Below are 26440 nucleotides of genomic sequence, written 5' to 3'. Positions count from 1 at the left end.
GACGGAAAAAACGAAAATGAAGGATAGCGGATGTTCCTTTCGCCCCGTCACGCCGAGATCATCCAGATGGCGAAGGACGACGGCCGGGTGCTGGTCGACGATCTGGCGACACATTTCAGCGTGACGCCGCAGACCATCCGCAAGGACCTCAACGATCTCTGTGACCAGCGGCTGCTGACGCGCATCCATGGCGGGGCGCTGTTCCCGTCCGGCATCGAGAACATGGAATACGAGGCGCGGCGCAAAATCGCTGCCGATGAGAAGGAGGCGATCGGCCGCGCGGCGGCCAGGCTCATTCCCGACAACGCCTCGCTGTTCATCAATATAGGCACCACGACGGAAGCTGTCTCAAAGGCGCTTCTCGACCATAACGGGCTTATGGTCATCACCAATAACATCAACGTTGCCAATAGGATGCGGATCTATCCTTCGATCGAGGTGGTGATCGCCGGTGGCGTTGTACGCGGCTCCGACGGCGGCGTCGTGGGTGAGGCCGCGGTGGATTTCATTCGCCAGTTCAAAGTCGACTACGCCGTCATCGGCGCCTCGGCCATCGACCATGACGGCGCGCTGCTCGACTTCGACTTTCGCGAAGTGAAAGTGGCGCAGGCCATCATCGCCAATGCGCGTCATGTGATTCTCGTCTCCGACCGGACAAAATTCGAGCGCACGGCGCCGGTTCGCATTGGTCACCTGTCGCAGGTGAACACCTTCATCACCGACCGTTGCGACATCCCTTCGGTGCGCCGGATTTGCGAGGAAACGGAGGTTCGTTTGATCGAGACAGCGCTCGGATAACGTCTCTTCACGGACATCTCACGCACCTGTGATATTTCGTTTGACATTCGGATCGAGTTCGAAATAATCCCGCCACGGTTTCGCGAAACACAAAAATGGTGCAATGCGAAATCGTGGAGGAACCCTGTGGACGCATCTCCGATCCATGACATTTTTGTCATAGGCGGCGGCATCAATGGCTGCGGCATCGCCCGCGACGCCGTTGGCCGCGGATTTTCCGTATACCTCGCCGAGATGAACGATCTCGCCAGCGGGACTTCCTCCGGCTCGACCAAACTGATCCATGGCGGGTTGCGCTATCTCGAGTTCTACGAATTCCGGCTGGTGCGCGAAGCGCTGATGGAGCGCGAGGTTCTGTGGAAGAACGCGCCGCATATCATCTGGCCGATGCGCTTCGTGCTGCCCTACGCCAAGGGCCTGCGTCCGGCCTGGCTGATCCGGCTCGGCCTTTTCCTTTACGACCATATCGGCGGGCGCAAGCTGCTTCCGGCGACCAAGACGCTGGACATGGCCACCGATCCGGCCGGCAAGCCGCTGAAGCCGCTGTTCCGCAAGGCGTTCGAATATTCGGACGGCTGGGTCAACGATGCCCGCCTCGTGGCGCTCAATGCCCGCGACGCGGCCGACCGCGGCGCCGTCATCCGCACTCGCACCAAGGTGGTCAGCGCGCGCCGCGAGAGCGGGCTGTGGACGATCAAGATCCAGAACGTGCTGACCGGCGAGATCGAGGAAGTCCGCGCGCGTCTTCTCGTCAACGCCGCCGGGCCGTGGGTCGATCAGGTATTGGCAAAAACCGTCGGCCAGAACGATGTGCACAATGTTCGGCTGGTGCAGGGCAGCCACATCGTCATCGGCAAGAAGTTCGACGATCCGCGCGCCTATTTCTTTCAGAACAAGGACGGACGCATCATCTTCGCCATTCCTTACGAAGAAGAGTTCACGCTGATCGGCACCACCGACCGCGACTTTCCCGGCGATCCGCATGAGGTGAAGATCAGCGATACCGAGATCGACTATCTTTGCGCCGCCGCGAGCGAATATTTCGCCCAGCCGGTCAAGCGTTCGGACATCGTCTGGACCTATTCGGCGGTGCGCCCGCTTTATGACGACGGCGCCTCGAAGGCGCAGGACGCGACGCGCGACTATGTGCTGAAGGCCGATGGCGGGGAGGGTGCTGCCCCCTTGCTCAACGCCTTCGGCGGCAAGATCACCACGTTCCGCCGGCTGGCGGAATCGATGTTGGAGAAGATCGAAGGCTTTCTCGGCAAGCGCGGCAAGCCATGGACCGCCAACGCGCCGCTGCCCGGCGGCGATTTTCCGGCGACCGGGTTCGACGAGCAGGTATCGAGGCTCAAGAACGCCTATCCGTTCCTCGACCAACGGCTGGCACGCAGGTTGACCCGGCTTTACGGCACGCGCGCGGAGAAGCTGCTTGGCCTCGCCAAGTCGAATGCCGATCTCGGCCGCAATTTCGGTGCCGACCTCTACGAAGCCGAGGTGCGCTACCTGGTCGAGAACGAGTGGGCGATCACCGCCGAGGACGTGCTGTGGCGCAGGACCAAACGCGGCCTGCATTTCAGCCGCGAGCAGACGGCGGCATTGGAAGAATTCATGCGCGGGTTGAGCAGCCGCCATGTCGCCGCGGCGGAATGAGGATCGAGCGCTGATGCGCAAGGCCTGGGAGGAGGCGTGATGCTGGAACTGAGGAACGTGGCGAAGGCGGTCGGCGCGCAGGAGCATATTCGCGACGTGTCGCTGACGCTTCAGCACGGCTCGCTGAATGTCCTGCTCGGGCCGACGCTTTCCGGCAAGACCAGCCTGATGCGGCTGATGGCCGGGCTCGATGCGCCAACTTCGGGCTCCGTCTGGTTCGACGGCAAGGACGTCACCGGACAGCCGGTGCAGAAGCGCAACGTTGCCATGGTCTACCAGCAATTCATCAACTACCCGGCGATGACGGTGTACGAGAACATCGCCTCGCCGCTTCGGGTTGCCGGCGTCGAACAGGCCAGGATCGACAAGGAGGTGCGCAACGCTGCGGCACTTCTCAAGCTCACGCCCTATCTCGACCGCACGCCGCTCAACCTCTCGGGCGGCCAGCAGCAGCGCACGGCGCTTGCCCGCGCCATCGTCAAGAACGCCAGCCTGGTGCTGCTCGACGAGCCGCTCGCCAATCTCGACTACAAGCTGCGCGAGGAGTTGCGCGCCGAATTGCCGAAGATTTTCGCCGCGGCGGGCACGATCTTCGTCTATGCCACGACCGAGCCGCACGAGGCGCTTTTGCTCGGCGGCAACACCGCGACGCTTTCGGAAGGTCGCGTCACGCAGTTCGGCCCAACCGTCGAGGTGTTCCGCAAGCCGGTCGACCTGGTGACGGCGCGGACCTTCGCCGACCCTCCGCTCAACACCATTGTGCTCGCCAAGAAGGGATCGGACTTCCTTCTCGAAGGAGGCGTGAAGCTGCCGGTGCCGCCCGAACTGCTCGGCATTCCGGATGCCAGCTACACGATCGGCTTCCAGCCGCACCATTTGTCCCTGGAGCGTCCCAACCCCGGCGCCGTGCCGGTGCGGGCCAAGGTCACCATCACCGAGATCACCGGCTCGGAAAGCTTCGTCCATCTCGACTTCGCCGACGCGCGCTGGGTGATGCTCGCGCACGGCATCCTCGATTTCGAGACCGACGACGAGGTCGAGGTGTTCATCGACCCGCGCCACATCATGGTCTTCGACCAGAACGGCCGCGCGGTGACTGCGTCGAAGCTGGCGGCTTGAGGAGGGAGCGATGGCACGCATCGACGTCAACCACATCCGCCACTCCTACCTGACCAATCCAAAGAAGGATTCGGATTTCGCGCTGAAGGAAGTGCATCACACCTTCGAGGACGGCGGCGCCTATGCGCTGCTCGGGCCGTCCGGCTGCGGCAAGACCACCTTGCTCAACATCATCTCGGGGCTGCTCCATCCCTCGCACGGCCAGCTTCTGTTCAACGGCCGGAACGTGACCAATCTGTCGACGCAAGAGCGCAATATCGCCCAGGTGTTCCAATTCCCGGTCATCTACGACACCATGACCGTCTACGACAATCTGGCCTTTCCGCTGCGCAACCGCCGCGTGCCGGAGGCCGATGTCGACCGCAAGGTGCGCGAGACGCTCGACATGATCGATCTCGCCTCGATGGCGAACCGGAAGGCGCGCCGGCTGACCGCCGACCAGAAGCAGAAGATCTCGCTCGGTCGAGGACTGGTGCGCTCGGACGTCAACGCCATCCTGTTCGACGAGCCGCTCACCGTCATCGATCCGCATATGAAATGGGTGCTGCGTTCGCAGCTCAAGCAGCTGCATCGCCGGTTTGGTTACACCATGGTCTATGTCACGCACGACCAGACCGAAGCGCTGACTTTCGCCGACCGCGTCGTGGTCATGTATGACGGCGAGATCGTGCAGATCGGCACGCCGGCCGAGCTGTTCGAGCGGCCGCGCCACACCTTCGTCGGCTATTTCATCGGTTCGCCGGGCATGAATGTGCTTCCGGTTGCGCTCGAAGGCAGGACGGCGTTGCTCGGCTCGCAGCGCATCGAACTGCCGGGCGCACCCAAGGCCGAAGCCGGTCCCGTCGAGCTCGGCATCCGTCCCGAATATGTCCGGCTCGGCCGCGAAGGCATGGCGGTTTCCGTCAGCAAGGTCGAGGATGTTGGCCGCCACAAGGTGGTTCGCGCCAATCTCGAGGGCAAAGAGATCGCCGCCGTCATCGGCGAGGACGATGAGGTGCCGACCGAACCCAGGGTCCGCTTCGATCCGGCCGGCATCAACATCTATGCCGATTCATGGCGCGTCGAGATGGGGGCGTAGATGGAAAAGACCTGGAACAACAAAGCCTGGTTCCTCGTCCTGCCGGTGTTGGTGCTGGTGGCCTTCTCGGCCGTCATTCCGCTGATGACCGTCGTCAACTATTCGGTGCAGGACACGTTCGGCAACAATGTCTTCTTCTGGGCCGGCACCGAGTGGTTCGAGGAGTTGCTGGCGTCCGACCGCTTCTGGGAAGCGATGGCGCGCAACCTGATCTTCTCCTTCATCATCCTGGCGATCGAGGTGCCGCTCGGCATCTTCATCGCGCTCAACATGCCGAAGAAGGGATGGGGCGTGCCGGTCTGCCTGGTGCTGATGGCGCTGCCGCTGCTCATCCCATGGAACGTTGTCGGCACGATCTGGCAGGTGTTCGGCCGCAACGACATTGGCCTGCTCGGCTACTACGTCAACGCATTCGGCATCGACTACAACTATGTCCAGGATCCGATCGACGCGTGGGTCACCGTCATCATCATGGACGTGTGGCACTGGACGAGCCTGGTCGTGCTGCTCTGCTATGCCGGCCTGGTTTCGATCCCGGACGCCTTCTACCAGGCGGCCAAGATCGACGGCGCCTCGCGCTGGGCGGTGTTCCGCTACATCCAGTTGCCGAAGATGCAGCGCGTGCTGCTGATCGCGGTGCTGCTGCGCTTCATGGACTCCTTCATGATCTATACCGAGCCCTTCGTCGTCACCGGCGGCGGTCCCGGCAATTCGACCACGTTCCTGTCGATCGACCTCGTCAAGATGGCGCTCGGTCAGTTCGATCTCGGTCCGGCGGCGGCCATGTCGCTGGTCTATTTCCTGATCATCCTGTTGTTGTCGTGGGTGTTCTACACCGTGATGACCAACTACGACGCGGAGCGCTGAGATGGCGAGCGCAAACGAGACGACACGCGTAAGCGAAGCGGCGGTCACCGAGGTAGGCAGCACCCTTTCGCAGGACGAGGTGGCGAAGCTGATGCGGCGCCGGGGCGAGGAATCGCGCTGGTGGTGGATTGTGCCGACACTCTACATCGTCGTGCTGCTGCTGCCGATCTACTGGCTCATCAACATGAGCTTCAAGACCAATGCGGAGATCGTCTCGTCGCTGACGTTGTTCCCGCACAATCCGACGCTGGCAAACTACCGCACCATCTTCACCGATGCGTCCTGGTATTCGGGCTACATCAATTCGATCACCTATGTGGTGATGAACATGGTGATCTCGGTGGCCGTGGCGCTGCCCGCGGCGTACGCCTTCTCGCGCTACCGCTTCCTCGGCGACAAGCACCTGTTCTTCTGGCTGTTGACGAACCGCATGGCGCCGCCGGCGGTGTTCGCCCTGCCGTTCTTCCAGCTCTATTCGGCCTTCGGCCTGATCGACACGCATATCGCGGTGGCGCTGGCGCACTGTCTGTTCAACGTGCCGCTGGCGGTGTGGATCCTGGAAGGCTTCATGTCCGGGGTGCCGAAGGAGATCGACGAGACCGCCTATATCGACGGCTATTCCTTCCCGCGCTTCTTCGTAAAGATCTTCATGCCGCTGATCGCGAGCGGCATCGGTGTCGCCTGCTTCTTCTGCTTCATGTTCTCTTGGGTGGAGCTTTTGATCGCCCGCACGCTGACGACGACCGACGCCAAGCCGATCGCGGCCACCATGACCCGCACCGTCTCGGCCGCCGGCATGGACTGGGGGCTGCTCGCCGCAGCCGGCGTGCTGACGCTGATCCCCGGCGCGCTGGTGATCTGGTTTGTGCGCAACTATATCGCCAAGGGCTTCGCCCTGGGGAGGGTGTGATCGATGAACCTCGACTTCTCCTGGATGGCGTGGACGTTGCCGACGGCGGCTTTCTTCGGAACGGTATTGCTGCTGCTGGTCGGCATGGCGGCCTGGGAATATGCCTCGCCGGGCGGCAATCCGCGCGTTGGGATCCTGCGCTTCGAAACGACGCGCGGCGACCGCCTCTTCCTGTCGCTGCTCGGCAGCGCCTTTATCCATCTCGCTTGGCTGGGTCTCGTAGGACCCAACCTGTGGTGGGCTCTCGCTCTCTCCGTGGTCTACGCGATCGGCGTATTCCGATACGTATAGAGGGGGAAATAGTTGGAGCGGCCGCGTGCCGGCGGCCGCTCCAGATCGCACTTGCAACCTAAGACTGGAGGAAACACATGCGACGGCAAATTTTTACATCAACGACAGCCATTGCACTATTGCTGGGCGTCGGTAACGCCTATGCCGGTATGGACGAGGCAAAAGCCTTTCTCGACAAGGAGATAGGTGATCTGTCGACGCTTTCGCGCGCCGATCAGGAAAAGGAAATGCAGTGGTTCATCGACGCAGCCAAGCCGTTTGCCGGCATGGACATCAAGGTCGTGTCGGAAACCATCGCCACCCATTCCTATGAATCGCAGGTGCTGGCGCCGGCCTTCTCGGCCATCACCGGCATCAAGGTCACCCACGACACGATCCAGGAAGGTGACGTCGTCGAGAAGATCCAGACCCAGATGCAGACCGGTCAGAACCTCTATGACGGCTGGGTCAACGACTCCGACCTGATCGGCACGCACTGGCGCTACCAGCAGGTGCGCAACCTGACCGACTGGATGGAAGGCGACGGCAAGGACGTCACCAATCCGAATCTCGACCTGAAGGACTTCATCGGCACCTCGTTCACGACGGCGCCCGACAAGAAGCTCTATCAACTGCCGGACCAGCAGTTCGCGAACCTCTACTGGTTCCGCTACGACTGGTTCAACGACGAGAAGAACAAGGCCGACTTCAAGGCCAAGTACGGCTACGACCTCGGCGTTCCCGTCAACTGGTCGGCCTATGAGGACATCGCCGCGTTCTTCACCGGCCGCGAAATCGATGGCAAGAAGGTCTACGGCCACATGGACTACGGCAAGAAGGACCCGTCGCTCGGCTGGCGGTTCACCGACGCCTGGCTGTCCATGGCCGGCAACGGCGACAAGGGCATTCCGAACGGCCTGCCGGTCGACGAATGGGGCATCAAGGTCGACGAGAATTCGCGGCCCGTGGGCTCCTGCACCGCGCGCGGCGGCGACACGAATGGTCCGGCTGCCGTCTACTCGATCCAGAAATACCTCGACTGGCTGAAGGCCTACGCTCCGGCCGAAGCGCAGGGCATGACCTTCTCCGAATCCGGCCCGGTTCCGGCGCAGGGTGGGGTGGCCCAGCAGATCTTCTGGTACACCGCTTTCACCGCCTCGATGGTCGACGCCAGCGCCAAGGCGGTGCTGAACGACGACGGCACGCCGAAGTGGCGCATGGCGCCGTCGCCGCATGGTGTCTACTGGAAGGACGGCATGAAGCTCGGCTACCAGGACGTGGGTTCCTGGACGTTGATGAAGTCGACGCCGACCGACCGCGCCAAGGCCGCCTGGCTTTACGCCCAGTTCGTCACCTCGAAGACCGTCGACGTGAAGAAGAGCCATGTCGGCTTGACCTTCATCCGCGAGAGCACGATCCACGACAAGAGCTTCACCGAGCGCGCTCCGAAGCTCGGCGGCCTGATCGAGTTCTACCGCTCGCCGGCCCGCGTCCAGTGGTCGCCGACCGGCACCAACGTGCCTGACTATCCGAAGCTCGCTCAGCTCTGGTGGCAGGCGATCGGCGATGCGTCGTCGGGCGCCAAAACCGCGCAGGAAGCGATGGACTCGCTTTGCGCCGAGCAGGAAAAGGTCATGAGCCGCATCGAAAAGTCGGGCGTCCAGGGCGATATCGGCCCGAAGATGGCCGAAGAGCATGATCTCGAATACTGGAACAAGGACGCGGTCTCGAAGGGCAACCTTGCGCCGCAGTTGAAGATCGAGAACGAAAAGGAAAAGCCGATCACCATCAACTACGACGAGCTGGTGAAGAGCTGGCAGCAGCAGTAACTGCATGACGCAGGCCCGCGAGCCTGTGTAGGAAATGCAGGGGAGGCGGCTTGGCCGTCTCCCCTGTTGCATGAGAAGTGGAGGGACGGAATGAGCGGTTTTGTGCTGGCCATCGACCAGGGAACGACCTCGACCAGGGCGATCGTCTTCGACAGCGAAATGAAAGTCGCCGGCACGGGCCAGCAGGAATTCACGCAGCATTATCCGGCTTCCGGCTGGGTCGAGCATGATCCGGAAGACATTTGGGCAAGCGTGCTCGCGACAGTGAAGGCGGCGCTGAAGGCTGCCGGTTGCGCAGCATCGGATATGGCCGCGATCGGCATCACCAACCAGCGCGAGACGGTGGTCATCTGGGACAAGGCGACGGGAAAACCGATCCACAACGCGATTGTGTGGCAGGACAGACGAACCGCGCCGCTTTGCCAGAAGCTCAAGAAGCAAGGGCTGGAGAAGACGTTCACGAAAAAGACCGGGTTGCTGCTCGATCCCTATTTCTCCGGCACCAAGATCGCCTGGATGCTGGACAAGGTGAAGGGCGCGAGAAAGCGCGCCGAGAAAGGCGAATTGCTCGCCGGCACGATCGACAGTTTTCTCATCTGGCGCCTGACCGGCGGCAAGGTACACGCCACCGATGCCACCAACGCCTCGCGCACGCTGGTCTACAACATCGAGAAGAATGTCTGGGACGACGAGCTGCTGTCCATCCTGAACATACCGGCCGCGGTCCTGCCGCAGGTGAAGGACTGCGCCGATGATTTCGGTGTCACAGAAAAGAGCCTTTTCGGCGCCGAGATGAGGATTCTCGGGGTCGCCGGCGACCAGCACGCAGCGACCATCGGCCAGGCCTGTTTCGAGCCGGGCATGATGAAGTCCACCTACGGCACCGGCTGCTTCGCGCTGCTGAACACCGGCGCCGATCTGGTGCGCTCGAAGAACCGGCTCTTGACCACCATCGCCTATCGGTTGAACGGCAAGACCACCTATGCGCTGGAGGGCTCGATCTTCATTGCGGGTGCCGCCGTGCAATGGCTGCGCGACGGCATCAAGGTGATCGGCAAGGCCGAGCAGAGCGGCGCGCTGGCGGCGACCGCCGATCCGGCGCAACAAGTCTATCTGGTGCCGGCCTTTGTCGGCCTGGGCGCGCCGCACTGGGACGCGGATGCCCGCGGCGCGATCTTCGGCCTGACGCGCAATTCAGGCCCGGCCGAGTTCGCGCGCGCGGCGCTCGAATCCGTCGCCTTCCAGACGCGCGACCTGCTCGACGCCATGCGCAAGGATTGGAAGGGCGCTTCCGCCAAGACCGTGCTGCGGGTCGACGGCGGCATGGTCGCATCGGATTGGACCATGCAGAGGTTGGCCGACATCCTCGACGCGCCGGTCGATCGGCCGACCATCCTGGAAACGACCGCGCTGGGTGCCGCCTGGCTTGCCGGATCCAAAGCCGGCGTGTGGCCGAAGGCGAAGGAGTTTGCCAAGACCTGGGCTCTCGATAAGCGCTTCAAGCCGGATATGGACGCCGCCACCCGTTCCGCCAAGCTGAGTGGCTGGCGCGACGCAGTGCGCAGGACGCTGAGTGTGCAATGAGGGGCGCGGGAGACACGGCAAGGCGAGGGGGCATGAAGCATCCGGACTGGTACCCCGCATGGCGTGACGAGGCTTTCGACCAACTGAACGCCAAGAACCATCGTTTGGAGGATGAATTCCGCCTCGGCAGCTGGCAGCGCTACGACTATGACTTAACCACCGGAAAACTGCTTTTTTCGGCAGATGGTGTCGTCAAGGTGGTCGCTCACATACAGATTGCCGGCTCTACAAGCGCCAAGGCGGACAACTGGCTATGGGCTTGGGCAAATTCAAATTTGCCGGGCGACCTTCTCAGCGACGCCAAACTGGTTCGGTCATTCGGCGAGGAGAAGGGCATAGACGAACTGGCGCAGGCTTATGTGCTCGACGTGGCCGATGACCTCGAAGCGCTTGGTTGGGGACTGACCGGTGCCATGGTTCGGATTTGCAACGCGCTCGGAGCCTATCGCTCACCGCGAGGGGAAGGCGGGGGCCTGTACCTGATATTGAAAAGCGTCAACTGGGCCAGCTGAATGAACAGAGAGCCCGTGCCTTGCGGCACGGGCTCGGTCAACGACCCTGGATACTGACTGGAGGCTGTCAGTAGGGCGAAACGCACTGCTGACGCGGGCCGTTGTAGGGCTGGAAAGTGTTGTCCGAGGCGCGATAAGACCGATAACGGTCATAGCACCACTGCACATGCGCATCGCCGCCACGATAGACGCGGTTCTGGCTGTTGATAATGGCGCCGGTAATCAGCGCGCCGGTGGCGAAGGCAGCGAGCGGGAACCAATAATCGCCATGCCGGCGATAGCCGCGGCGATATTCACGGTAGCCGCGATGGCCATTCCAGTAGACGACGCCGTCCCGACGCGAGAAATCGCGGTTGAAGCTGCGGTGTCGTCTCCAATCCCGATACTGCACGGTCTGGACATCCGACCAGAGGCCCTGGGATTGTGGCACATAGGCCGGCTGAGCGTTGACCGGCACCATCTCCGCCGCGATGAACGACGCCGAGAGGGCGGCTGCCATCAGGCCTGATGCGATCCTTTTCATCGATGTACTCCTCAAGGGTTTGGTAATCGTCCCTGTGTTGCGAAACGAGCCTGGGTTGCAATGGTTCCCGCATCTCCATCAACCTGTTGTTATCGTAGGGCTTTCTGAAGCGGCCCGGGTCCGGGTGATTGGTGGAGGCACCGAACGCTTCTCCCGGCCACCTTAAGCGCTCCCTTGGAATCCGTTCAAAATCCGCCTTGGAAGCTGGTGTTTTTCCGGTTGACCGGTCGCGGCACTCTCCCTATGTTCCGCGCAATTTCGAGGGCGGTGTTTTGAGCCCGCGGGAGCGCGTAGCTCAGCCGGTAGAGCAACTGACTTTTAATCAGTAGGTCATGGGTTCGAATCCCATCGCGCTCACCAAATATCCAGGCCATTTCAACGAGATAAGGTTTCGACTTCGAGACGGCAGACCGCTTCTCACGCCCCGGATTTTCTGTGGCTGCCAGATTCGTGATTGGCACCGAGAAAGCCCGGCAGCCGAAACGACCCGACCAGGTGGCATTTGGTCTTCCTGTCTCGTCTTGGGACGGGAATGCTTGGCATTGGCTTTGCACCGCAGACATGGCCGGCTTGATCCCCGGCAGCTCGTCGGGCTTGAAGGCCGTTGTTGGGGGCCTCGCCCGGCGAGTTCTTCCCAAAGCGCTTCGATGCCAGCTCGCGTTAAGTTGACGGCATCCTTGGCGCAGCATCCCGCCTAGGCCGCTCAACAGCTTCTGTGAGTTCTGACTGCCAGATTCCGCAAGATCGCTTGCGCAGAGACACTCATGCTCGGCATGCGGCTTGCGCGGGCAGGACGGTTGCGCGATGCTGCGGTTGGGGAGTGGTGTCGCAATATCGATTCTGTGGAATCACCACTATGTTCGTTGACTACTATGAGCTGCTCGAGATCAGCCCGAACGCCAATTCGGAAACGATCGAGCGGATATTTCGTTACTTTGCCATGCGCTACCATCCCGACAATCGGGATACCGGCAATGAGTCACGCTTCAGCGAAATCGTAGAAGCCCACAATACGCTCAAGGATCCAGTCAAACGCGCCCAATACGATGTCCAGTATAGAGACCATTTGAGTGTTCGCCGCGAGCTCGCCGAAGAAGCCAGCGATGCCAAAGGGCTTGAACGGGACGTTGTCATCCAGGCCAAGCTGCTGTCGCTTCTCTATGTAAAACGTCGACAGGACGTCAACAATCCTGGCATCGGCGATGAAGAGCTCGAACGCTTGTCGGGCTGCCCGCGAGAACATCTGGAATTTCATCTTTGGTATCTGAAGGCAAAGAGCTGGATAGCAAGGATCGAAAACGGGATGTTCGCGATCACCGTAGACGGCATCGACCGCGCCAATTCAGAGCATCGCCGTGAAACCGTCGCAACCAGGCTGCTGGATCATGCAACTTGACGATGCCCTCTGATACTGCCGGCTGATCGGTTGCTTTTACATTCGCGAATGCTTGTGTTCGAATTCGCCGGGGCCATGGTTGCCCGGCGAGTAGGATCGATCCGGGGTGGGCCGGCCGCGCCATGCCTGGTTCGGTGCAACCTGGCAGGTAGCGTCAGGATGGCGGCCCAAGGGGAGGATAAATTGCCCGAGAAGAAGGTGATTGCCGTCAAAGACTGGACTTGCGCCATGAGTGACGAACTCGGCCGCGTGGCCCTGACCGTCAATCCGACAGACGGTGAGCCGATCCTGGTCTTGCTGACGATCTTTCAGGCGGCAAAGATGGGGCGCGAGCTGCAGTCGCCGAAACGCGTTCAGTTTTCCATCTAACTGGGGATCGAGACGTCGGCAAAGGCTGGAGCGGCACCCCAACCTTGTCGCCAGGCGGGGTGGCGGCTAAGCTCGATCCTTCCCGAAGGAGAGCTCGACCATGGCACTTGACCTTTCGGTGGATGCTTCAGCCGCTAAAGCGGCGACGCTGCCTGGCAAATATCTGTTTGGCCCGGTCGCCGATTTCCTCATGCTCGGCGGCAGCGCGTTTCTGATCCTGCCCATCCTGTTCCTGGTGCCGCTCGAATATGAAGGCCTCGTCGCTGCAACCATGGTCGTCGTGGCATATCTGGTCAACTACCCCCACTTCGCCCACTCGTACCAGATTTTCTATCGCAATTTCGGGCGCAAGGTGAGGGGCAACGGATACGAGAAGAGCCTGCAGCTTCGCTATATTTTCGCGGGCATCGTCGTCCCCCTGATCATGGCCGCGTTCTTTGCATATGGCGCGGCAAGGGCGGACACTCGGCTGCTGGGATACGCAGCCAACGCCATGTTCTTCTTCGTCGGTTGGCACTACGTCAAGCAAGGCTACGGCATGCTGATGGTCGACGCCGTGCTGAAGCGTAAATTCTTCGACGATCGTGACAAGAAGGTGCTGCTGGTCAACAGCTATGTCGTGTGGATCCTGGCATGGCTCCAGACGAACACGGCGGTGACCCAGGGGAAATATTACGGCCTGGAATATTACACATTCGCGGTCCCTTCCTGGATAACCAACATTGCCCTGCTGGCGGCCGTCGCCTCGACGGCGGCCACGGTTCTGATGCTGATCAACCGCTGGCACAGAAATGGTCATGCGCTGCCGTATAACGGCATCGTAGCCTATGTCGCGTCGCTCTATCTGTGGATCCTGATTGCGAGGATAAACCCGCTCTGGCTGCTAGTGGTGCCGGCGCTCCACTCGCTGCAGTATCTGGCCGTGGTCTGGCGCTACCAGACGAACGTCGAGCGCGACGTCGCGGATGCCGCACAAAATCCGCAACCGAAGGTACTGTCCTTTCTCGGACCTCTCTACAGGCTTAGGGTTCTGGGATTCATCGTCGGGGGTGGTGCGCTCGGATATCTCGGCTTCTGGCTTATGCCGATGGCGATGACTGCCTTGATCCCCTACGACAAGCAAGTCCTCGGGTCCTCGCTGTTCTTCTTCATCGTGCTGATCTTCATCAACGTGCACCACTATTTTCTGGACAACGTGATGTGGCGCCGAGGCAATCCTGAAGTGTCCAAATATTTGTTCCGCTAACGCTGAAGCCGCAGGTCGGAGCAGCAGCCGGGTTCACGCCACCAGCGACACGTTCCCGCCGGCATGGCGCTCGAGGCGTCCGGCGAGGTCGAGCTCCAACAGCACCATGGCGATCTGCGCGGCGCTCAAGCCTGTGTGGCGGATGATCTCGTCGACCGCGATCGGCGTCGGGCCGAGCGCTTCCAGCACGTCGGCGCGTTCGTCGTCGCCGGGCGGCGGCATTGCCGACAAGTCGGGCGCCCCGGCGAGCGGCATGGTCCTTGGCGGGCGAGTGCCAGCCAGCGGTGCCAGCGCGCCCAGAATGTCGGCCGCTTCGGTGACGAGCGTGGCGCCGTCCTTGAGCAGCGCATTGCTGCCGGCGGCACGCGGGTCGAGCGGCGAGCCCGGAACCGCGAAGACCAGTCGGCCCATCTCGCCGGCCAGCCTGGCGCTGATCAGCGAACCCGAGCGCTGTGCGGCTTCGACCACGACGAGCCCGAGCGCAATGCCGGCGACGAGGCGGTTGCGGCGCGGGAAATCCTGCGCTCGCGGCTGCCAGCCGAAGGGCATTTCCGAAACGATGGCGCCGCCGCGCTCGGCGATGTCGTCGCACAGACCGGCATTTTCCGGCGGGTAGGGCACATCGAGGCCGCCGGCCAGCACTCCGACCGTGCCGGTCGAAAGGCTCCCCTGATGCGCCGCGGTGTCGATGCCGCGTGCGAGGCCGGAGACGATGGCGTAGCCCTCGCGACCGAGGTCGCTCGCCAGCATTCTCGCCATCTTGATGCCGGCGAGCGAGGCGTTGCGGGCGCCGACGATCGCCACCGCAGGGAGACGGAACACCGCGCCTTCACCCTTCACCGCCAACAGCGGCGGCGGGTTGTCCAGGGTCTTCAGCAAAGCGGGATAGTCTGCTTCGCCGATGCCGACGAACCGGGCGCCGGCGCGCCGGGCCGCTTCCAACTCCGCCTCGGCTTCGCCGGCGGAGGGAATGCGAGCGATGCGGTTGGCGCCGCCCGAGATCATCAGCTCGGGCAGCATTTCGAGCGCGGCTTCGGCCGAGCCGAAGCGATTGATCAGTTCGCGAAAAGAGGCAGGGCCGACGTTCGGCGTGCGGATCAGGCGAAGCCAGGCAAGCCGTTGCCGCTCGCTAAGGCGCGGGCCGGTGACCGGAGCACTCACCCCTTCGCCCCGATCTTGCCCTCGGTGCCGGCGAGCAGCCGCGAGATGTTGGCGCGGTGCTTGACGAAGACGATCAGGCTCATCAGCGCGAACAGGCCGGCGATCTGAGGCGTGCTGATGAAGTAAAGCGCGATCGGCACGACCACCGTCGCCGCGAGCGCCGCGAGCGAGGAGTAGCGGAACAGGAAGGCCATGGCGAGCCAGACAACGGCGAAGACAACCATGCCCTGCCAGGCAAGCCCGAGCAGCACGCCGAGGTAGGTGGCGACGCCCTTGCCGCCCTTGAATCCTAGCCAGACCGGAAAGAGATGGCCGAGGAAAGCGCCGAAGCCGGCGAGCAGTCCGAAGTCCGGCGAGAAATGTCCGGCGATCAGCACTGCCGCGGTGCCCTTCAGCGCATCGAGCAGCAGCGTCGCAGCGGCGAGCCCCTTGTTGCCGGTGCGCAGCACATTGGTCGCGCCGATGTTGCCTGAACCGATCTGGCGGACATCGCCGAGACCGGCCGCGCGGGTAATCAAAAGCCCGAACGGGATCGAGCCGAGCAGGTATCCGAAGATCAGTGCGAGCCCGTAACCCATTGTCCCCCACCTATTTCAGCCGATCCAGCTGCTTCCGGCTTTGGTCGATTGATGTTCAGGCCGAAAACACTGTGCGGCCCGCTACCATGGTTTGCAAGACTTTGCCCTGAAGGCGCGCGCCTTCGAAACAGGTGTTCTTCGACCGCGAGTGCAGGCCGCTCTCGCTGACGATCCAGGGCTCGTCAAGATCGACCAGCGCAAGATCGGCCGCGGCACCCGGCTTCAGCGTGCCGCCGGGCAGGCCGAACAGTCTTGCCGGCGCGGTGGACAGGGTCTCAACCAGCCTGAGCAGCGGCACATCGCCATTGTGGTAGAGCCGAAGTGCTGCGCCAAGCAGCGTCTCCAGCCCGATCGCCCCGGCGGCGGCATCCGCGAAAGGCAGTCGCTTGGTATCGACATCCTGCGGGTCGTGCGAGGAGACGATGAGATCGATCGTGCCGTCCTTGATCGCCTCGACCATCGCCATCCGGTCGTCCTCGGCGCGCAAGGGCGGGGTGAGCCGGAAGAAGGTGCGGTATTCGCCGACATCGTTCTCATTGAGCGACAGATTGTGGATGGCGACGCCCGCCGTGACATTGGCGCCGTCGGCCTTTGCCCGGCTCACCGCGCCAACCGCCATCGCAGTCGAGATCTTGGCGGCGTGATAGGCGCCGCCGGTCAGCCGCGCCAGCGCCAGGTCCCGCTCCAGCGGGATGAGCTCGGCCTCGCGCGGGATGCCGGAAAGGCCGAGCCAGCTCGCATAAAGGCCCTCGTTCATCACGCCGGCCGAGGCAAGGTCGGCATCCTGGGTTTCATGCGCGATCACGCTACCGAAATCGCGGGCATAAGTCAGCGCGCGGCGCATGACCAAGGCGTTGGCGATCGTGTGTCGACCATCGGTGAAGGCCACGGCGCCGGCTTCGCGCAGCAGGCCGAACTCGGTCATCTCGCGGCCGTCGAGACCCTTGGTGATTGCCGCCGCTGGGAAGATGTTGACGCTTGCGGTGTCCCTTGCCGTGCGCAGCACGAATTCGACCAGCGCCACATTGTCGATCACCGGATTGGTGTCAGGCATCATGACGATGGAGGTGACGCCGCCGGCTGCCGCAGCGACGCTTGCCGAGGCGATGGTCTCGCGGTGCTCACCGCCGGGTTCGCCGATGAAGACGCGGGCATCGATGAGACCCGGAATAATCGTCTTGCCGGCGCAGTCGATGACGACAGCGCCTTCGGGCGCGCCCTGGTTCAGCGCCGCCTTGCCGGCGGCGACGATCCGGCGGCCGTCGACGATTACCGCACCGATCTCGTCGACACCGCGCGAGGGGTCGACGATGCGGGCCTTGTTGAAGACCGTCACGCTCATGCGCCGCGTCCCTCCTGGTTGCGACGCGGGTCTAACAGCGCTTGCATAACCGCCATGCGCACGGCTACGCCCATCTCGACCTGTTCCTGGATGACGCTCTGCGGCCCGTCGGCGATCTCCGAGGCGATCTCGACGCCGCGGTTCATCGGCCCGGGATGCATGACCAGCGCATCCTCCTTGGCCGCTTTCAGCTTCTCGGCGTCGAGGCCGAAATAGCGGAAATATTCGCGGATCGACGGCACGAAGGCGCCTTCCATGCGCTCGCGCTGCAGGCGCAGCATCATCACGACGTCGGCGTCCTTCAGTCCTTCCGCCATCGAGCGCGACACGATCACGCCCATCCTGTCGATGCCCGCGGGCAGCAGCGTGGAGGGTGCGACCACCCGCACCTGCGCGCCGAGCGCGTTCAAGAGCATGATGTTGGAGCGGGCGACGCGCGAATGCAGAATGTCGCCGCAGATCGCCACGATCAGCTTCGACAGCGGTCCCTTGGCGCGGCGTATGGTCAGCGCGTCGAGCAGCGCCTGCGTCGGGTGCTCATGCGCGCCGTCGCCGGCGTTGACCACCGAGCAGCCGACCTTTTGCGCCAGAAGCGCTGCCGCGCCCGCCGACTGATGGCGGATGATCAGGATATCCGGACGCATGGCGTTGAGCGTCATGGCGGTGTCGATCAGGGTCTCGCCCTTCTTCACCGAAGAGCTCGCCACCGACATGTTCATGACGTCGGCCCCGAGCCGTTTTCCGGCGAGCTCGAAGGACGATTGCGTGCGGGTCGAGGCCTCGTAGAAGAGGTTGATTTGTGTCCGGCCGCGCAGCGTCGAGGTCTTCTTTTCAGATTGCCGCGAGATCGAGACGGCCCGGTCGGCGCGATCGAGCAACAGCTCGATATCAGCGGGGGAAAGATCGCGGATGCCTAGAAGATGGCGGTGAGGGAACAGCGGCAGGGACGAAGCGTCGGTCATCTCAAGGCGCTGCTATAGGGTGCGGTCCGGCCAGCCGCAAGCGCCAGCTTTGGATTGCGCGCGTTCTCCCCGGTATTTTCGTCGCGCGCCTTGCATTGCTTGGCTATAAGGCCCGATGGCTTCGGATTCGCGACCGCGGCCTTGAGATGGTAAGGACCTCTCTGCCAACTGAAGGATTGGGCGTGACCGACGAGGTGATCAACCAGCCGCCGCCACTGACGGGCGGCAACGCATGGCGGGGCGATCCGTTGCTCATCCAGCTTGCCGAGCGTTTTTCCGATTCCGTCCGCAAGGATCTGGACGGGCTCGGCAGGTTCGTCATGACGCAGGAAGCACAGGAACTTGCCCGGCTCGCCAACACCGACACTCCGAAGCTCAGGACGCATGACCGCCAGGGCCGACGCGTCGATCTGGTCGAGTTTCATCCCGCTTATCACGCGCTCATGCGACGCTCGGTTGCCGGCGGCCTGCATTCCTCGGTTTGGGAAAACGGCGATGCCGAGATCGGCCGCCGGCATCAGGTGAGGGCGGCGCGCTTCTACCTGACCGCGGAGCTCGAGACCGGACATCTTTGCCCCATCACCATGACCAGCGCTTCGCTGGCGGCGCTGATGGCGAGCCCAAAGCTGTTCCGCGAATGGGCGCCGCGCGTGACAACGCGCAAATACGACCAGAGCCAGAAGCCGCCGGTGCAAAAGACCGGGCTTACCCTCGGCATGGGTATGACCGAGAAACAGGGCGGCACCGACGTGCGCGCCAATGTCACAAAGGCCGAGCGCGCGGGAAACGGCTTCTATCGGCTGACCGGGCATAAATGGTTCATGTCGGCGCCGATGTCCGACGCCTTTCTCGTGCTCGGCCAGGTGCCGGAAGGGCTTTCATGCTTCCTGGTTCCGCGCATTCTGGGCGACGGCTCGGGCAATGGCTTCCGTTTCCAGCGCCTGAAGGACAAGCTCGGCAACCGCTCCAACGCCTCGTCGGAGGTCGAGTTCGCCAATGCCATCGGCGAGATGGTCGGCGAGCCGGGCGCCGGGATCAAGACGATCATGGACATGGTCACGCTGACCAGGCTCGACTGCGCCGTCGCTTCGTCAGCGCTCATGCGCGCCGGGCTGGTCGAAGCCGTCCACCACGTGCGCCATCGCCAGGTGTTCGGCACCAGTCTGGTCGATCAACCGCTGATGCAGCGGGTCCTTGCCGACATGGCGCTCGACGTTGCCGCCGCGACGGCGCTGTCGTTCCGGCTGGCGCGTTCCTTCGACGAGGCGGCGAGCGATCGCGGCGAGGCGGCCTTTGCACGCGCCATGACGCCGGTGGTCAAATACTGGGTATGCAAGATCGCACCGGCCTTGCTTTACGAGGCGATGGAGTGCCTCGGCGGCAACGGCTATGTGGAGGAAGCGCCGCTTGCTCGCTATTACCGTGAGGCTCCGGTCAACGCGATCTGGGAAGGCTCCGGCAACGTCATGGCGCTCGACGTGCTGCGTGTGCTTGGCCGCGCGCCAGGCCTGTTCGAGGAGGTGCTGGCCGGCATCGACCGCGACCTCGGCGCCGGCGGGCGGGGCACCATCAGCGTGCTCAATGCGGCCATGCAGGTGGCTTCGACCGACCAGGGCTCTGCTCGCCTGCTGACCGAACAGCTGGCGCTTTCGGCGGCGGCGGCGGAGCTGCGCCGGCTGGGGGCAGGGCGGATCGCCGACGCCTTCGTCGAAACAAGACTCGGCGGCCAATGGCGCACCACCTACGGCATGCTCGATTCGCGCCATGACGCGCGCATGATCATCGACACGCTTTACCCGCCGCTGAATTGAGCGGCCTGAAAGGCGTTCGATCGCCGGCCTGTGGATTGCCGTTAACCTTAACGAATGGTTTCCGTTGCGGGGAGGCTTCGCGGAGCCCACTCTGTCCACCGGAGTAGGGAAATGTTAACCATGACGATCCCGTGCTCCCAGGCAGGAAGCGCATGCGGCACGTTTTGACATCATTTCTGGCCTTGCATTGGGCGGTTGTCTTCGCCCTGCTGGCCTACATCTGCATGGATGGCAATCGCGGCATCGCGTCGGCGCTCGGCGTGCTTGGCGTCTCGCTGCAAAGCAGCCGTTTCCCGGATCTCGATCATGCTCTCGTCGTGGCGCCGCTCGCGGTCGCTCTGCTGATCGTCGCGCTGCTGTTCTGCTGGGCCTTCGTCGAGACGCTGCTCAACATCGCGACAAGGCCGGATGCGGGCGATACGGTGGTGCGGATAGCCTTCATCTGCGCCTCCTTCCTGCTTTCGGTGATTCTCGTCGGCGGCGCCGCGCAAGGCATCAACGGGCTGTTCATGGTCGTCGCCATCCAGATGACGGCGCTGCTCGCCTCTTATGTCGCGGTGCTCGCCGAGCGACGCTCGGCTCTCGCCGCGATGACCTTGCATGAAGGCGAAGCCCCCCTGGTTTCCCATCGCATGGCAGCGAGCGTCGCGCACAGCTCGCTCCTGTCCCGCATCTCCAGCCGGCCGGAAACCAGACCCGGAGGTCGCCGCTGATGCGCGCCTTGTTCGCATTCTGGGCGGCTCCGCTGGTCCTGTTCTGGGGCTGGTTCTTCCTGTCTCTCAACGACATCAATTTCGGCTACGTGATGCTCAGCCGCCAATTGCACGACCTGGTCTTCCAGCTTTACGGCCAGATGCTCGGCGTCGATCCGGGGATCATCCCCGGTATGGTGGCGCGGGCCTGCGTGTTCGACAGTTTCCTGCTGCTCGGACTGGTGGCATTCCGCCGCCGGCGCCAAATCGCCGAATGGATCAGGCGGCGCCGGGAAGGCCCTGTCAGCCCCGATCAGCTCGGCCGAGCGACTGGAGTCGGTCCAACGCTCCCTGCAGAATAAAGGCCGCCGCCGCCGAATCGATCTTGCCGGCGCGCTTCTTGCGCGAGAAATCCATCTCGATCAGCGTCCGTTCCGCCGCGACCGTCGACAGCCGCTCGTCCCATAGCACGAAGGGCAGGTCGGACAAGGCGGCCATGTTGCGCGCGAAGGCGCGGGACTTCTGGGCGCGCGGACCTTCCGATCCGTCCATGTTGACCGGAAGGCCGAGCACGATCGCGCCGACATTGTCCTTCTCGAGCTGAGCCAGCAACTGGGCGGCATCGAGCGAAAACTTCTTGCGCAGGATGACCGGGCGCGGATGGGCAAAGGACAGGCTTCGGTCCGATACCGCCACGCCGATCGTCTTGTCGCCCAGATCAAGCCCGGCGAGCGTGCGGCCGCCCGCGAGAAGTGCCGGCAATTCCTCAATGCTTATGATGCCCAACGGCTCGTCCTGGTTAGTCGCCGCGCGCCTTTTTGATCGGCCGCGGGACTTTCAATTTGCTTTCGGCGTTCTATCCTTTGGCAACGAGAAAATCGAGGAATCCCTTCATGAAACTGACCTGGTATGGACATTCGGCATTCCGCATCGAGACCAAGGACGCCAACATCCTCATAGACCCGTATCTGGTCGGCAATCCGTCATGGACGGGCGGCTGGGAAAATCCAGCCGAAGGGGTGACGCATGTTCTTCTGACCCATGGCCACAGCGATCATATCAGCGGAGCCGCCGAGGTACTGAACAAGAGCGGCGCCATGCTGGTCGCCAATTTCGAGATCTGCATGTATCTCGTCGGCCAGGGCGTCAGCGATAAGAAGATTAATCCCGGCAATATCGGCGGTACGGTCGATTGCGGTCCCTTCACCGCCACTTTCGTCCAGGCTTTGCACTCCTCTTCGTTCGGCGGACAAGACGGTACCAACACCTATCTCGGCAATCCGGGCGGGCTCGTGCTGCATTTCCCGGAGGACAAGACGCTCTACTACATGGGCGACACCGACATCTTTTCCGATATGGGGCTGATCAACGAATTGCATGAACCGAAGATCGGCATCGTGCCGGTCGGCGATCGCTTCACCATGGGCGGCGCGGTGGCTGCCCTAGCCTGCCGCCGCTTTTTCCGCTTCGATACGGTCGTTCCCTGCCATTTCGGCACCTTCCCGATGATCGACCAGACCGCCGACAAATTCGTCGCCGGCATGGAGGGATCCGGCGTCAAGGTGGCGCTGCCCGAGATCGGCAAGGCGATCACGATCTAGGCGTTCGCCCTATGTAGTAGGGTACACTACCTAGAGCGGCGCCCGAAGCACCGCATCCCGGTCGGCGGCATGATCTATGTTGCGCCGCAAGCGCGGCGCCGCTATAGCCCGCACTGGTTTTCCCGAGGCAAATAGACATGTCCGTTGATCTTCAGACCGTGAAGCGCGTCGCGCACCTTGCCCGCATTGCCGTGAGCGAGCAGGATGCCGAACGCATGACAGGCGAGCTGAACGCCATCCTTGGCTTCGTCGAGCAGTTGAACGAGGTGGACGTCTCCGGCGTCGAACCGATGACTTCGGTCACGCCGATGGAGATGAAGAAGCGGCAGGATATGATCACCGACGGCAACAAAGCGGTCGACATCGTCGCCAACGCGCCGGCCATGGAAGAGAATTTCTTCCTCGTTCCCAAGGTTGTGGAGTAAGGGCAGGATGGCCGTCGAAATCGGCGTCGAGACGCCCTTGCAGGACGACGTGCGCGCGCTGGTCGCAGAACTCAACACCGCGCTGCTCGAACTGACGCCGCCGGAACATTGCTATCACCTCACCGTCGAGCAGATGGCTGGCCACGACACGACCGTGTTCGTCGCCCGCGACGCTGGCCTTGCGGTCGGCTGCGGCGCGCTGAAGCGTCATGCGGACGCGGTCGGCGAGGTCAAGCGCATGTACACGCGGCCCACGCATCGCGGCCAGAAGATCGGTGCCCAAATCGTTGCGCGGATCGAGGGTCTGGCGCGGCAGGAAGGCCTGAAGCGCCTGGTTCTGGAGACCGGCGATCGCCACCCTGCCGCCTGGGCCGTCTACGAACGCGCCGGGTTTTCGCGTTGCGGCCCGGTGCTGGATTATCCCGACTCGGAATGGTCGGTGTTTTACGAAAAGAGCCTTGCCTGATGAGCGACCTCACACATCTCACCATTTCCGAGGCCCGCGCCAAGCTGCGCGGCAAGGAGATTTCGGCTGCCGAGATCACCGAAGCCTATCTCTCGGCGATCGAGCGCGCCAATCCGGTGCTCAATGCCTATGTCGCGGTGACCGGCGACAAGGCGCGCGAGATGGCCAAGGTTTCCGACGCGAAGCTCGGCAAGGGCGAGGGCGGGGCGCTCGAAGGAATTCCGCTCGGCATCAAGGATCTGTTCGCCACCGAAGGCGTCCACACCCAGGCCTGCAGCCATGTGCTCGACGGTTTCCAACCGCGCTACGAATCGACCGTCACATCCAATCTGTGGGCCGACGGCGCCGTTATGCTCGGCAAGCTCAACATGGACGAGTTCGCCATGGGCTCCTCCAACGAGACCTCCTATTACGGCCCGGTCATCAATCCTTGGCGGCGCTCGCGCCTCGACACGGTGGTGACGCGGACGACGCATCAGGGCGACGGCGGGTTTGTCTCGGCCGGCGGCGCGAAGACCGCGCGGACGCTGGATAACGCCCAGCTGGTGCCGGGCGGCTCCTCCGGCGGATCGGCTTCCGCGGTCGCCGCCTTCCTCTGCGCCGGCGCCACTGCGACCGATACCGGCGGCTCGATCCGCCAGCCGGCAGCCTTCACCGGCACCGTCGGCATCAAGCCGACCTATGGCCGCTGCTCGCGCTGGGGCGTGGTCGCTTTCGCGTCCTCGCTCGACCAGGCCGGTCCGATCGGGCGCGATGTGCGCGACGCCGCGATCCTGTTGAAGTCGATGGCCTCCTCCGACCCGAAGGACACGACGTCGGTCGACCGGCCGGTGCCGGACTACGAGGCGGTGATCGGCAAGCCGATCAAGGGCATGAAGGTCGGCATTCCGAAGGAGTACCGCGTCGACGGCATGCCCGAGGATATCGAGGCGCTCTGGCAGAAAGGAATTGCCTGGCTGAAGGATGCCGGGGCGGAGATCGTCGATATCTCGCTGCCGCACACCAAATACGCGCTGCCGGCCTACTACATCGTGGCGCCGGCCGAGGCCTCGTCCAACCTCGCCCGCTATGACGGCGTGCGCTACGGGTTGCGCGTGCCCGGCAAGGACATCGTCGACATGTATGAGAAGACGCGCGCCGCCGGCTTCGGCCGCGAGGTTAAGCGCCGCATCATGATCGGCACCTATGTGCTTTCCGCGGGTTACTACGACGCCTACTACCTGCAGGCGCAGAAAGTGCGCACGCTGATCAAGCGCGATTTCGAGACCGTCTTTGCTGCCGGTGTCGACGTCATCCTGACCCCGGCCACACCGTCGGCTGCCTTCGGCGTCGCCGACGAGGACATGAACGCCGATCCGGTGAAAATGTATCTCAACGACATCTTCACCGTGACGGTGAACATGGCCGGGTTGCCGGGGATATCGGTGCCCGCCGGCCTTGACCGCAAAGGCCTGCCGCTCGGCCTGCAGCTCATCGGCAGGCCGTTCGACGAGGAAACGCTGTTCCAGACCGCCCACGTCATCGAACAGGCCGCGGGCAGGTTCCAGCCGGACAAGTGGTGGTAGCGTTGTCCCTCATCTAGTCCATTAGCGTTGTGGCGTCCTTTGTGCGTCCAAACGGACGCGCGGCGCCGTAATGGGGTGAGGGATGTTCTATTATCTTTCCAAGATCCTCTGGTTTCTCGTCCAGCCGCTCAATCTGGCGATCTTCCTGCTGCTCGCCGGTCTGCTGGCGGCGCTCTTCCGCCGCCCTCGGCTGGCCGGCACCGGCAGCGTGCTCGCCTTCCTGATCCTCGCGCTTTCGGCCTGGACCTCGCTTGGCGCAATGATGCTCAATCCGCTGGAGGAACGCTTTCCCAAGCCGCCGCTGCCGGACAAGGTCGACGGCATCGTCGTGCTCGGCGGCGGTTTCGAGGGCGCGATCAATCTGGCGCGCGGCGGCTATGAGCTGAACAGCGGCGGCGATCGCATGGTCGAGACCGCGATCCTCGCCAGGCGTTTTCCGCAAGCGAAAGTGGTCGTCTCCGGCGGCAATGGCGAGCTTTTCCTGGACGGCGAGGGCGATGCCGACACCGCGCCGCGCCTGCTTGGCGCGCTGGGGGTCGCGCCCGATCGCCTGATTCTTGAGAACAAGTCCCGCAACACGTACGAAAATGCAGTCTTCACCCGCAGGCTGGTCGAGCCGAAACCGGGCGAGACATGGCTGCTGGTGACGTCTGCCTTCCATATGCCGCGCGCCAAGGCGCTGTTCGACAAGGCCGGTTTTCCAACCGTCCCCTGGCCGGTCGATTACCGCACCTCAGGCAAGGAAGGCACCGGTCTGTTCCGCGACAATCCGGCCGATTCGCTGCAGGCGACCACCATGGCGATCCGCGAATGGATCGGGCTCTCCGCCTATTGGCTGTCGGGCCGCATCGATCAACCTTTCCCTGCGCCGGGCGGCTGACCGAGCACTGCCTGGCGCGCGGCCGAGAAGAACTGGCGCCGCACAAGCACGGCAAGCAGCACCAGCGTCGACAGCACGAACACCGTCGGGCCGACGAACGAGCCGAGATAGCCGATCGAGAAGAAGACGGCGCGCAGGCCGGAATTGAAATGCTTGCCGGCAAGCACGTTCATGCGGGTGGCCCGCCACACCGCCGCCCCGCTGACCGGATTGCGCGAGGCCTCGCCATGCGGGACCGGCACGGCACCGATCAGGATCGAGCAGTAGTTGAACAGCCGGTAGGCCCAGCCGAATTTGAAGAAGGCGAAGGCGAGGATCAGCACCAGGCCGAACATCTTGGTCTGGAAGGCTTCGCGGGAGGATGCGGAGGCCAACGGCAGGTCAGCCATTATGGTTAGAACCCGGTCGGAAGCGCCGAGAAGGGCAAAGCAGCCGCCGAGCGCGATCAGAGAGCTCGAGGCAAAGAAGGCGGTGCCTTGCTGCAGCCCGGACATGATGGCGGTGTCGACTATGCGCACCTCGCGCTCGGCCATGTTGCGCATCCAGGCTTCGCGCTGAGCGTTCATGGCCGTGGTCAGCGACACGCGGCTAACCAGCTTGCCGTCGGAGGCCAGCGTATGCAGCACCCAGACGACCAGGAAAAAGGCCAGAGCGGCCAGGTCTGTCGCCGAAAGATGAAGGGAATCGCCCATACGTTCTTTTACCACAGGCCGGGCGCTTCGACGGCGGAAAGCAAGCGGTACATGTCGCTGCCGGAGCAAACAAGGTCGGCTGACGCCGCGCCGCGACATGCAAAACAGCGG

At 63.2% G+C, this 26440-nt stretch carries 28 protein-coding genes and 1 tRNA gene; 22 read left to right on the top strand and 7 right to left on the bottom strand.

Annotated elements, in window-relative coordinates:
* Positions 1–30: 30 nt before the first annotated feature.
* From CK222_RS14365 to CK222_RS14320, 10 genes are all read left to right on the top strand, one after another.
* Complete coding sequence (locus CK222_RS14365) at positions 31–798, top strand: DeoR/GlpR family DNA-binding transcription regulator (protein ID WP_095800787.1); 768 nt, start codon at positions 31–33, stop codon at positions 796–798.
* 126 nt (positions 799–924) lie between these two features.
* The gene (gene glpD / locus CK222_RS14360) at positions 925–2451 is read left to right on the top strand and encodes a glycerol-3-phosphate dehydrogenase (protein WP_095800786.1); all 1527 of its coding nucleotides are present in this window, start codon (positions 925–927) and stop codon (positions 2449–2451) included.
* Positions 2452–2490: 39 nt separating this feature from the next.
* The gene (locus CK222_RS14355) at positions 2491–3570 is read left to right on the top strand and encodes an ABC transporter ATP-binding protein (RefSeq protein WP_095800785.1); all 1080 of its coding nucleotides are present in this window, start codon (positions 2491–2493) and stop codon (positions 3568–3570) included.
* Positions 3571–3580: 10 nt separating this feature from the next.
* Positions 3581–4648: an ABC transporter ATP-binding protein gene (locus CK222_RS14350; protein ID WP_067319784.1), complete on the top strand. Its 1068-nt coding sequence runs from the start codon at positions 3581–3583 to the stop codon at positions 4646–4648.
* The gene (locus tag CK222_RS14345; protein ID WP_066992534.1) at positions 4649–5515 is read left to right on the top strand and encodes a sugar ABC transporter permease; all 867 of its coding nucleotides are present in this window, start codon (positions 4649–4651) and stop codon (positions 5513–5515) included. It begins immediately after the preceding gene.
* A 1-nt stretch (position 5516) separates the two neighbouring features.
* Positions 5517–6425, top strand: coding sequence for a carbohydrate ABC transporter permease (locus tag CK222_RS14340; protein WP_066992537.1), 909 nt, complete (start codon positions 5517–5519; stop codon positions 6423–6425).
* A gap of 3 nt (positions 6426–6428) precedes the next feature.
* Positions 6429–6716 (top strand): DUF2160 domain-containing protein, encoded by a 288-nt coding sequence (locus CK222_RS14335; protein ID WP_067319787.1) that lies wholly within the window; start codon positions 6429–6431, stop codon positions 6714–6716.
* A gap of 77 nt (positions 6717–6793) precedes the next feature.
* Positions 6794–8524: an ABC transporter substrate-binding protein gene (locus tag CK222_RS14330; protein WP_066992542.1), complete on the top strand. Its 1731-nt coding sequence runs from the start codon at positions 6794–6796 to the stop codon at positions 8522–8524.
* 90 nt (positions 8525–8614) lie between these two features.
* Complete coding sequence (glpK, locus tag CK222_RS14325) at positions 8615–10108, top strand: glycerol kinase GlpK (RefSeq protein ID WP_067319790.1); 1494 nt, start codon at positions 8615–8617, stop codon at positions 10106–10108.
* A 32-nt stretch (positions 10109–10140) separates the two neighbouring features.
* Positions 10141–10620, top strand: coding sequence for a DUF6882 domain-containing protein (locus tag CK222_RS14320; RefSeq protein ID WP_067319793.1), 480 nt, complete (start codon positions 10141–10143; stop codon positions 10618–10620).
* A gap of 67 nt (positions 10621–10687) precedes the next feature.
* On the opposite strand, the gene CK222_RS14315 is transcribed toward CK222_RS14320, so the two are convergent.
* Entirely contained in the window at positions 10688–11143 is a 456-nt protein-coding gene (locus tag CK222_RS14315; RefSeq protein WP_066992550.1) for a BA14K family protein, read from the bottom strand.
* Positions 11144–11427: 284 nt separating this feature from the next.
* Here CK222_RS14315 and CK222_RS14310 point away from each other — a divergent pair.
* From CK222_RS14310 to CK222_RS14295, 4 genes are all read left to right on the top strand, one after another.
* Positions 11428–11503 (top strand) — tRNA-Lys (locus CK222_RS14310).
* Positions 11504–11999: 496 nt separating this feature from the next.
* A complete protein-coding gene (locus CK222_RS14305) occupies positions 12000–12539 on the top strand; it encodes a J domain-containing protein (protein ID WP_067319800.1) in 540 nt (179 codons plus the stop codon).
* Between the two features lie 183 nt (positions 12540–12722).
* A complete protein-coding gene (locus CK222_RS14300; RefSeq protein WP_066992556.1) occupies positions 12723–12908 on the top strand; it encodes a hypothetical protein in 186 nt (61 codons plus the stop codon).
* Positions 12909–13008: 100 nt separating this feature from the next.
* Positions 13009–14154 carry a hypothetical protein gene (locus tag CK222_RS14295; RefSeq protein ID WP_095800784.1) on the top strand — a complete coding sequence of 382 codons (1146 nt, stop codon included), beginning with the start codon at positions 13009–13011 and terminating at the stop codon, positions 14152–14154.
* A gap of 33 nt (positions 14155–14187) precedes the next feature.
* Here the strand turns inward: CK222_RS14295 and dprA are convergent, their stop codons facing one another.
* Genes dprA through CK222_RS14275 form a run of 4 tightly spaced genes read right to left on the bottom strand, consistent with a single transcriptional unit; the run spans position 14188 to position 18197 of the window.
* Entirely contained in the window at positions 14188–15315 is a 1128-nt protein-coding gene (dprA, locus tag CK222_RS14290) for a DNA-processing protein DprA (protein WP_095800783.1), read from the bottom strand.
* Complete coding sequence (gene plsY, locus CK222_RS14285) at positions 15312–15893, bottom strand: glycerol-3-phosphate 1-O-acyltransferase PlsY (RefSeq protein WP_067319814.1); 582 nt, start codon at positions 15891–15893, stop codon at positions 15312–15314. The genes dprA and plsY overlap by 4 nt, the downstream gene beginning before the upstream one ends.
* A gap of 55 nt (positions 15894–15948) precedes the next feature.
* Positions 15949–17235: a dihydroorotase gene (locus CK222_RS14280; protein WP_095800782.1), complete on the bottom strand. Its 1287-nt coding sequence runs from the start codon at positions 17233–17235 to the stop codon at positions 15949–15951.
* Positions 17232–18197, bottom strand: a complete 966-nt coding sequence (locus CK222_RS14275) for an aspartate carbamoyltransferase catalytic subunit (protein WP_095777744.1) — start codon at positions 18195–18197, stop codon at positions 17232–17234. The genes CK222_RS14280 and CK222_RS14275 overlap by 4 nt, the downstream gene beginning before the upstream one ends.
* A gap of 182 nt (positions 18198–18379) precedes the next feature.
* On the opposite strand from CK222_RS14275, the gene CK222_RS14270 reads away from it, so the two are divergent.
* The 3 genes from CK222_RS14270 (at position 18380) to CK222_RS14260 (ending at position 21062) form a co-directional block, all read left to right on the top strand.
* The gene (locus CK222_RS14270) at positions 18380–20008 is read left to right on the top strand and encodes a DNA alkylation response protein (RefSeq protein ID WP_095800879.1); all 1629 of its coding nucleotides are present in this window, start codon (positions 18380–18382) and stop codon (positions 20006–20008) included.
* Positions 20009–20160: 152 nt separating this feature from the next.
* Positions 20161–20721 (top strand): hypothetical protein, encoded by a 561-nt coding sequence (locus CK222_RS14265; RefSeq protein WP_095800781.1) that lies wholly within the window; start codon positions 20161–20163, stop codon positions 20719–20721.
* Positions 20721–21062, top strand: a complete 342-nt coding sequence (locus CK222_RS14260; protein WP_066992578.1) for a DUF6105 family protein — start codon at positions 20721–20723, stop codon at positions 21060–21062. The genes CK222_RS14265 and CK222_RS14260 overlap by 1 nt, the downstream gene beginning before the upstream one ends.
* Here the strand turns inward: CK222_RS14260 and ruvX are convergent.
* Positions 21004–21486: a Holliday junction resolvase RuvX gene (ruvX, locus tag CK222_RS14255; protein WP_095780546.1), complete on the bottom strand. Its 483-nt coding sequence runs from the start codon at positions 21484–21486 to the stop codon at positions 21004–21006. The genes CK222_RS14260 and ruvX overlap by 59 nt on opposite strands.
* A 107-nt stretch (positions 21487–21593) precedes the next feature.
* Between ruvX and CK222_RS14250 the strand changes: the two genes are divergently transcribed.
* From CK222_RS14250 to CK222_RS14230, 5 genes are all read left to right on the top strand, one after another.
* Positions 21594–22301: a metal-dependent hydrolase gene (locus CK222_RS14250; RefSeq protein WP_095800878.1), complete on the top strand. Its 708-nt coding sequence runs from the start codon at positions 21594–21596 to the stop codon at positions 22299–22301.
* A 137-nt stretch (positions 22302–22438) separates the two neighbouring features.
* Positions 22439–22726 carry an Asp-tRNA(Asn)/Glu-tRNA(Gln) amidotransferase subunit GatC gene (gene gatC, locus CK222_RS14245; protein ID WP_095800780.1) on the top strand — a complete coding sequence of 96 codons (288 nt, stop codon included), beginning with the start codon at positions 22439–22441 and terminating at the stop codon, positions 22724–22726.
* 7 nt (positions 22727–22733) lie between these two features.
* A complete protein-coding gene (locus CK222_RS14240; RefSeq protein WP_095800779.1) occupies positions 22734–23192 on the top strand; it encodes a GNAT family N-acetyltransferase in 459 nt (152 codons plus the stop codon).
* Positions 23192–24757, top strand: coding sequence for an amidase family protein (locus tag CK222_RS14235; protein WP_095800778.1), 1566 nt, complete (start codon positions 23192–23194; stop codon positions 24755–24757). The genes CK222_RS14240 and CK222_RS14235 overlap by 1 nt, the downstream gene beginning before the upstream one ends.
* Before the next feature lie 82 nt (positions 24758–24839).
* Positions 24840–25637: a YdcF family protein gene (locus tag CK222_RS14230; RefSeq protein WP_095800777.1), complete on the top strand. Its 798-nt coding sequence runs from the start codon at positions 24840–24842 to the stop codon at positions 25635–25637.
* On the opposite strand, the gene CK222_RS14225 is transcribed toward CK222_RS14230, so the two are convergent.
* Positions 25610–26329, bottom strand: a complete 720-nt coding sequence (locus tag CK222_RS14225) for a DUF599 domain-containing protein (protein ID WP_095800776.1) — start codon at positions 26327–26329, stop codon at positions 25610–25612. The genes CK222_RS14230 and CK222_RS14225 overlap by 28 nt on opposite strands.
* Positions 26330–26440: the final 111 nt, after the last annotated feature.

The sequence above is a fragment of the Mesorhizobium sp. WSM3866 genome, from assembly GCF_002294795.1.
Taxonomy (GTDB): Bacteria; Pseudomonadota; Alphaproteobacteria; order Rhizobiales; family Rhizobiaceae; genus Mesorhizobium.
This window is presented reverse-complemented; position numbering and strand designations above follow the sequence as displayed.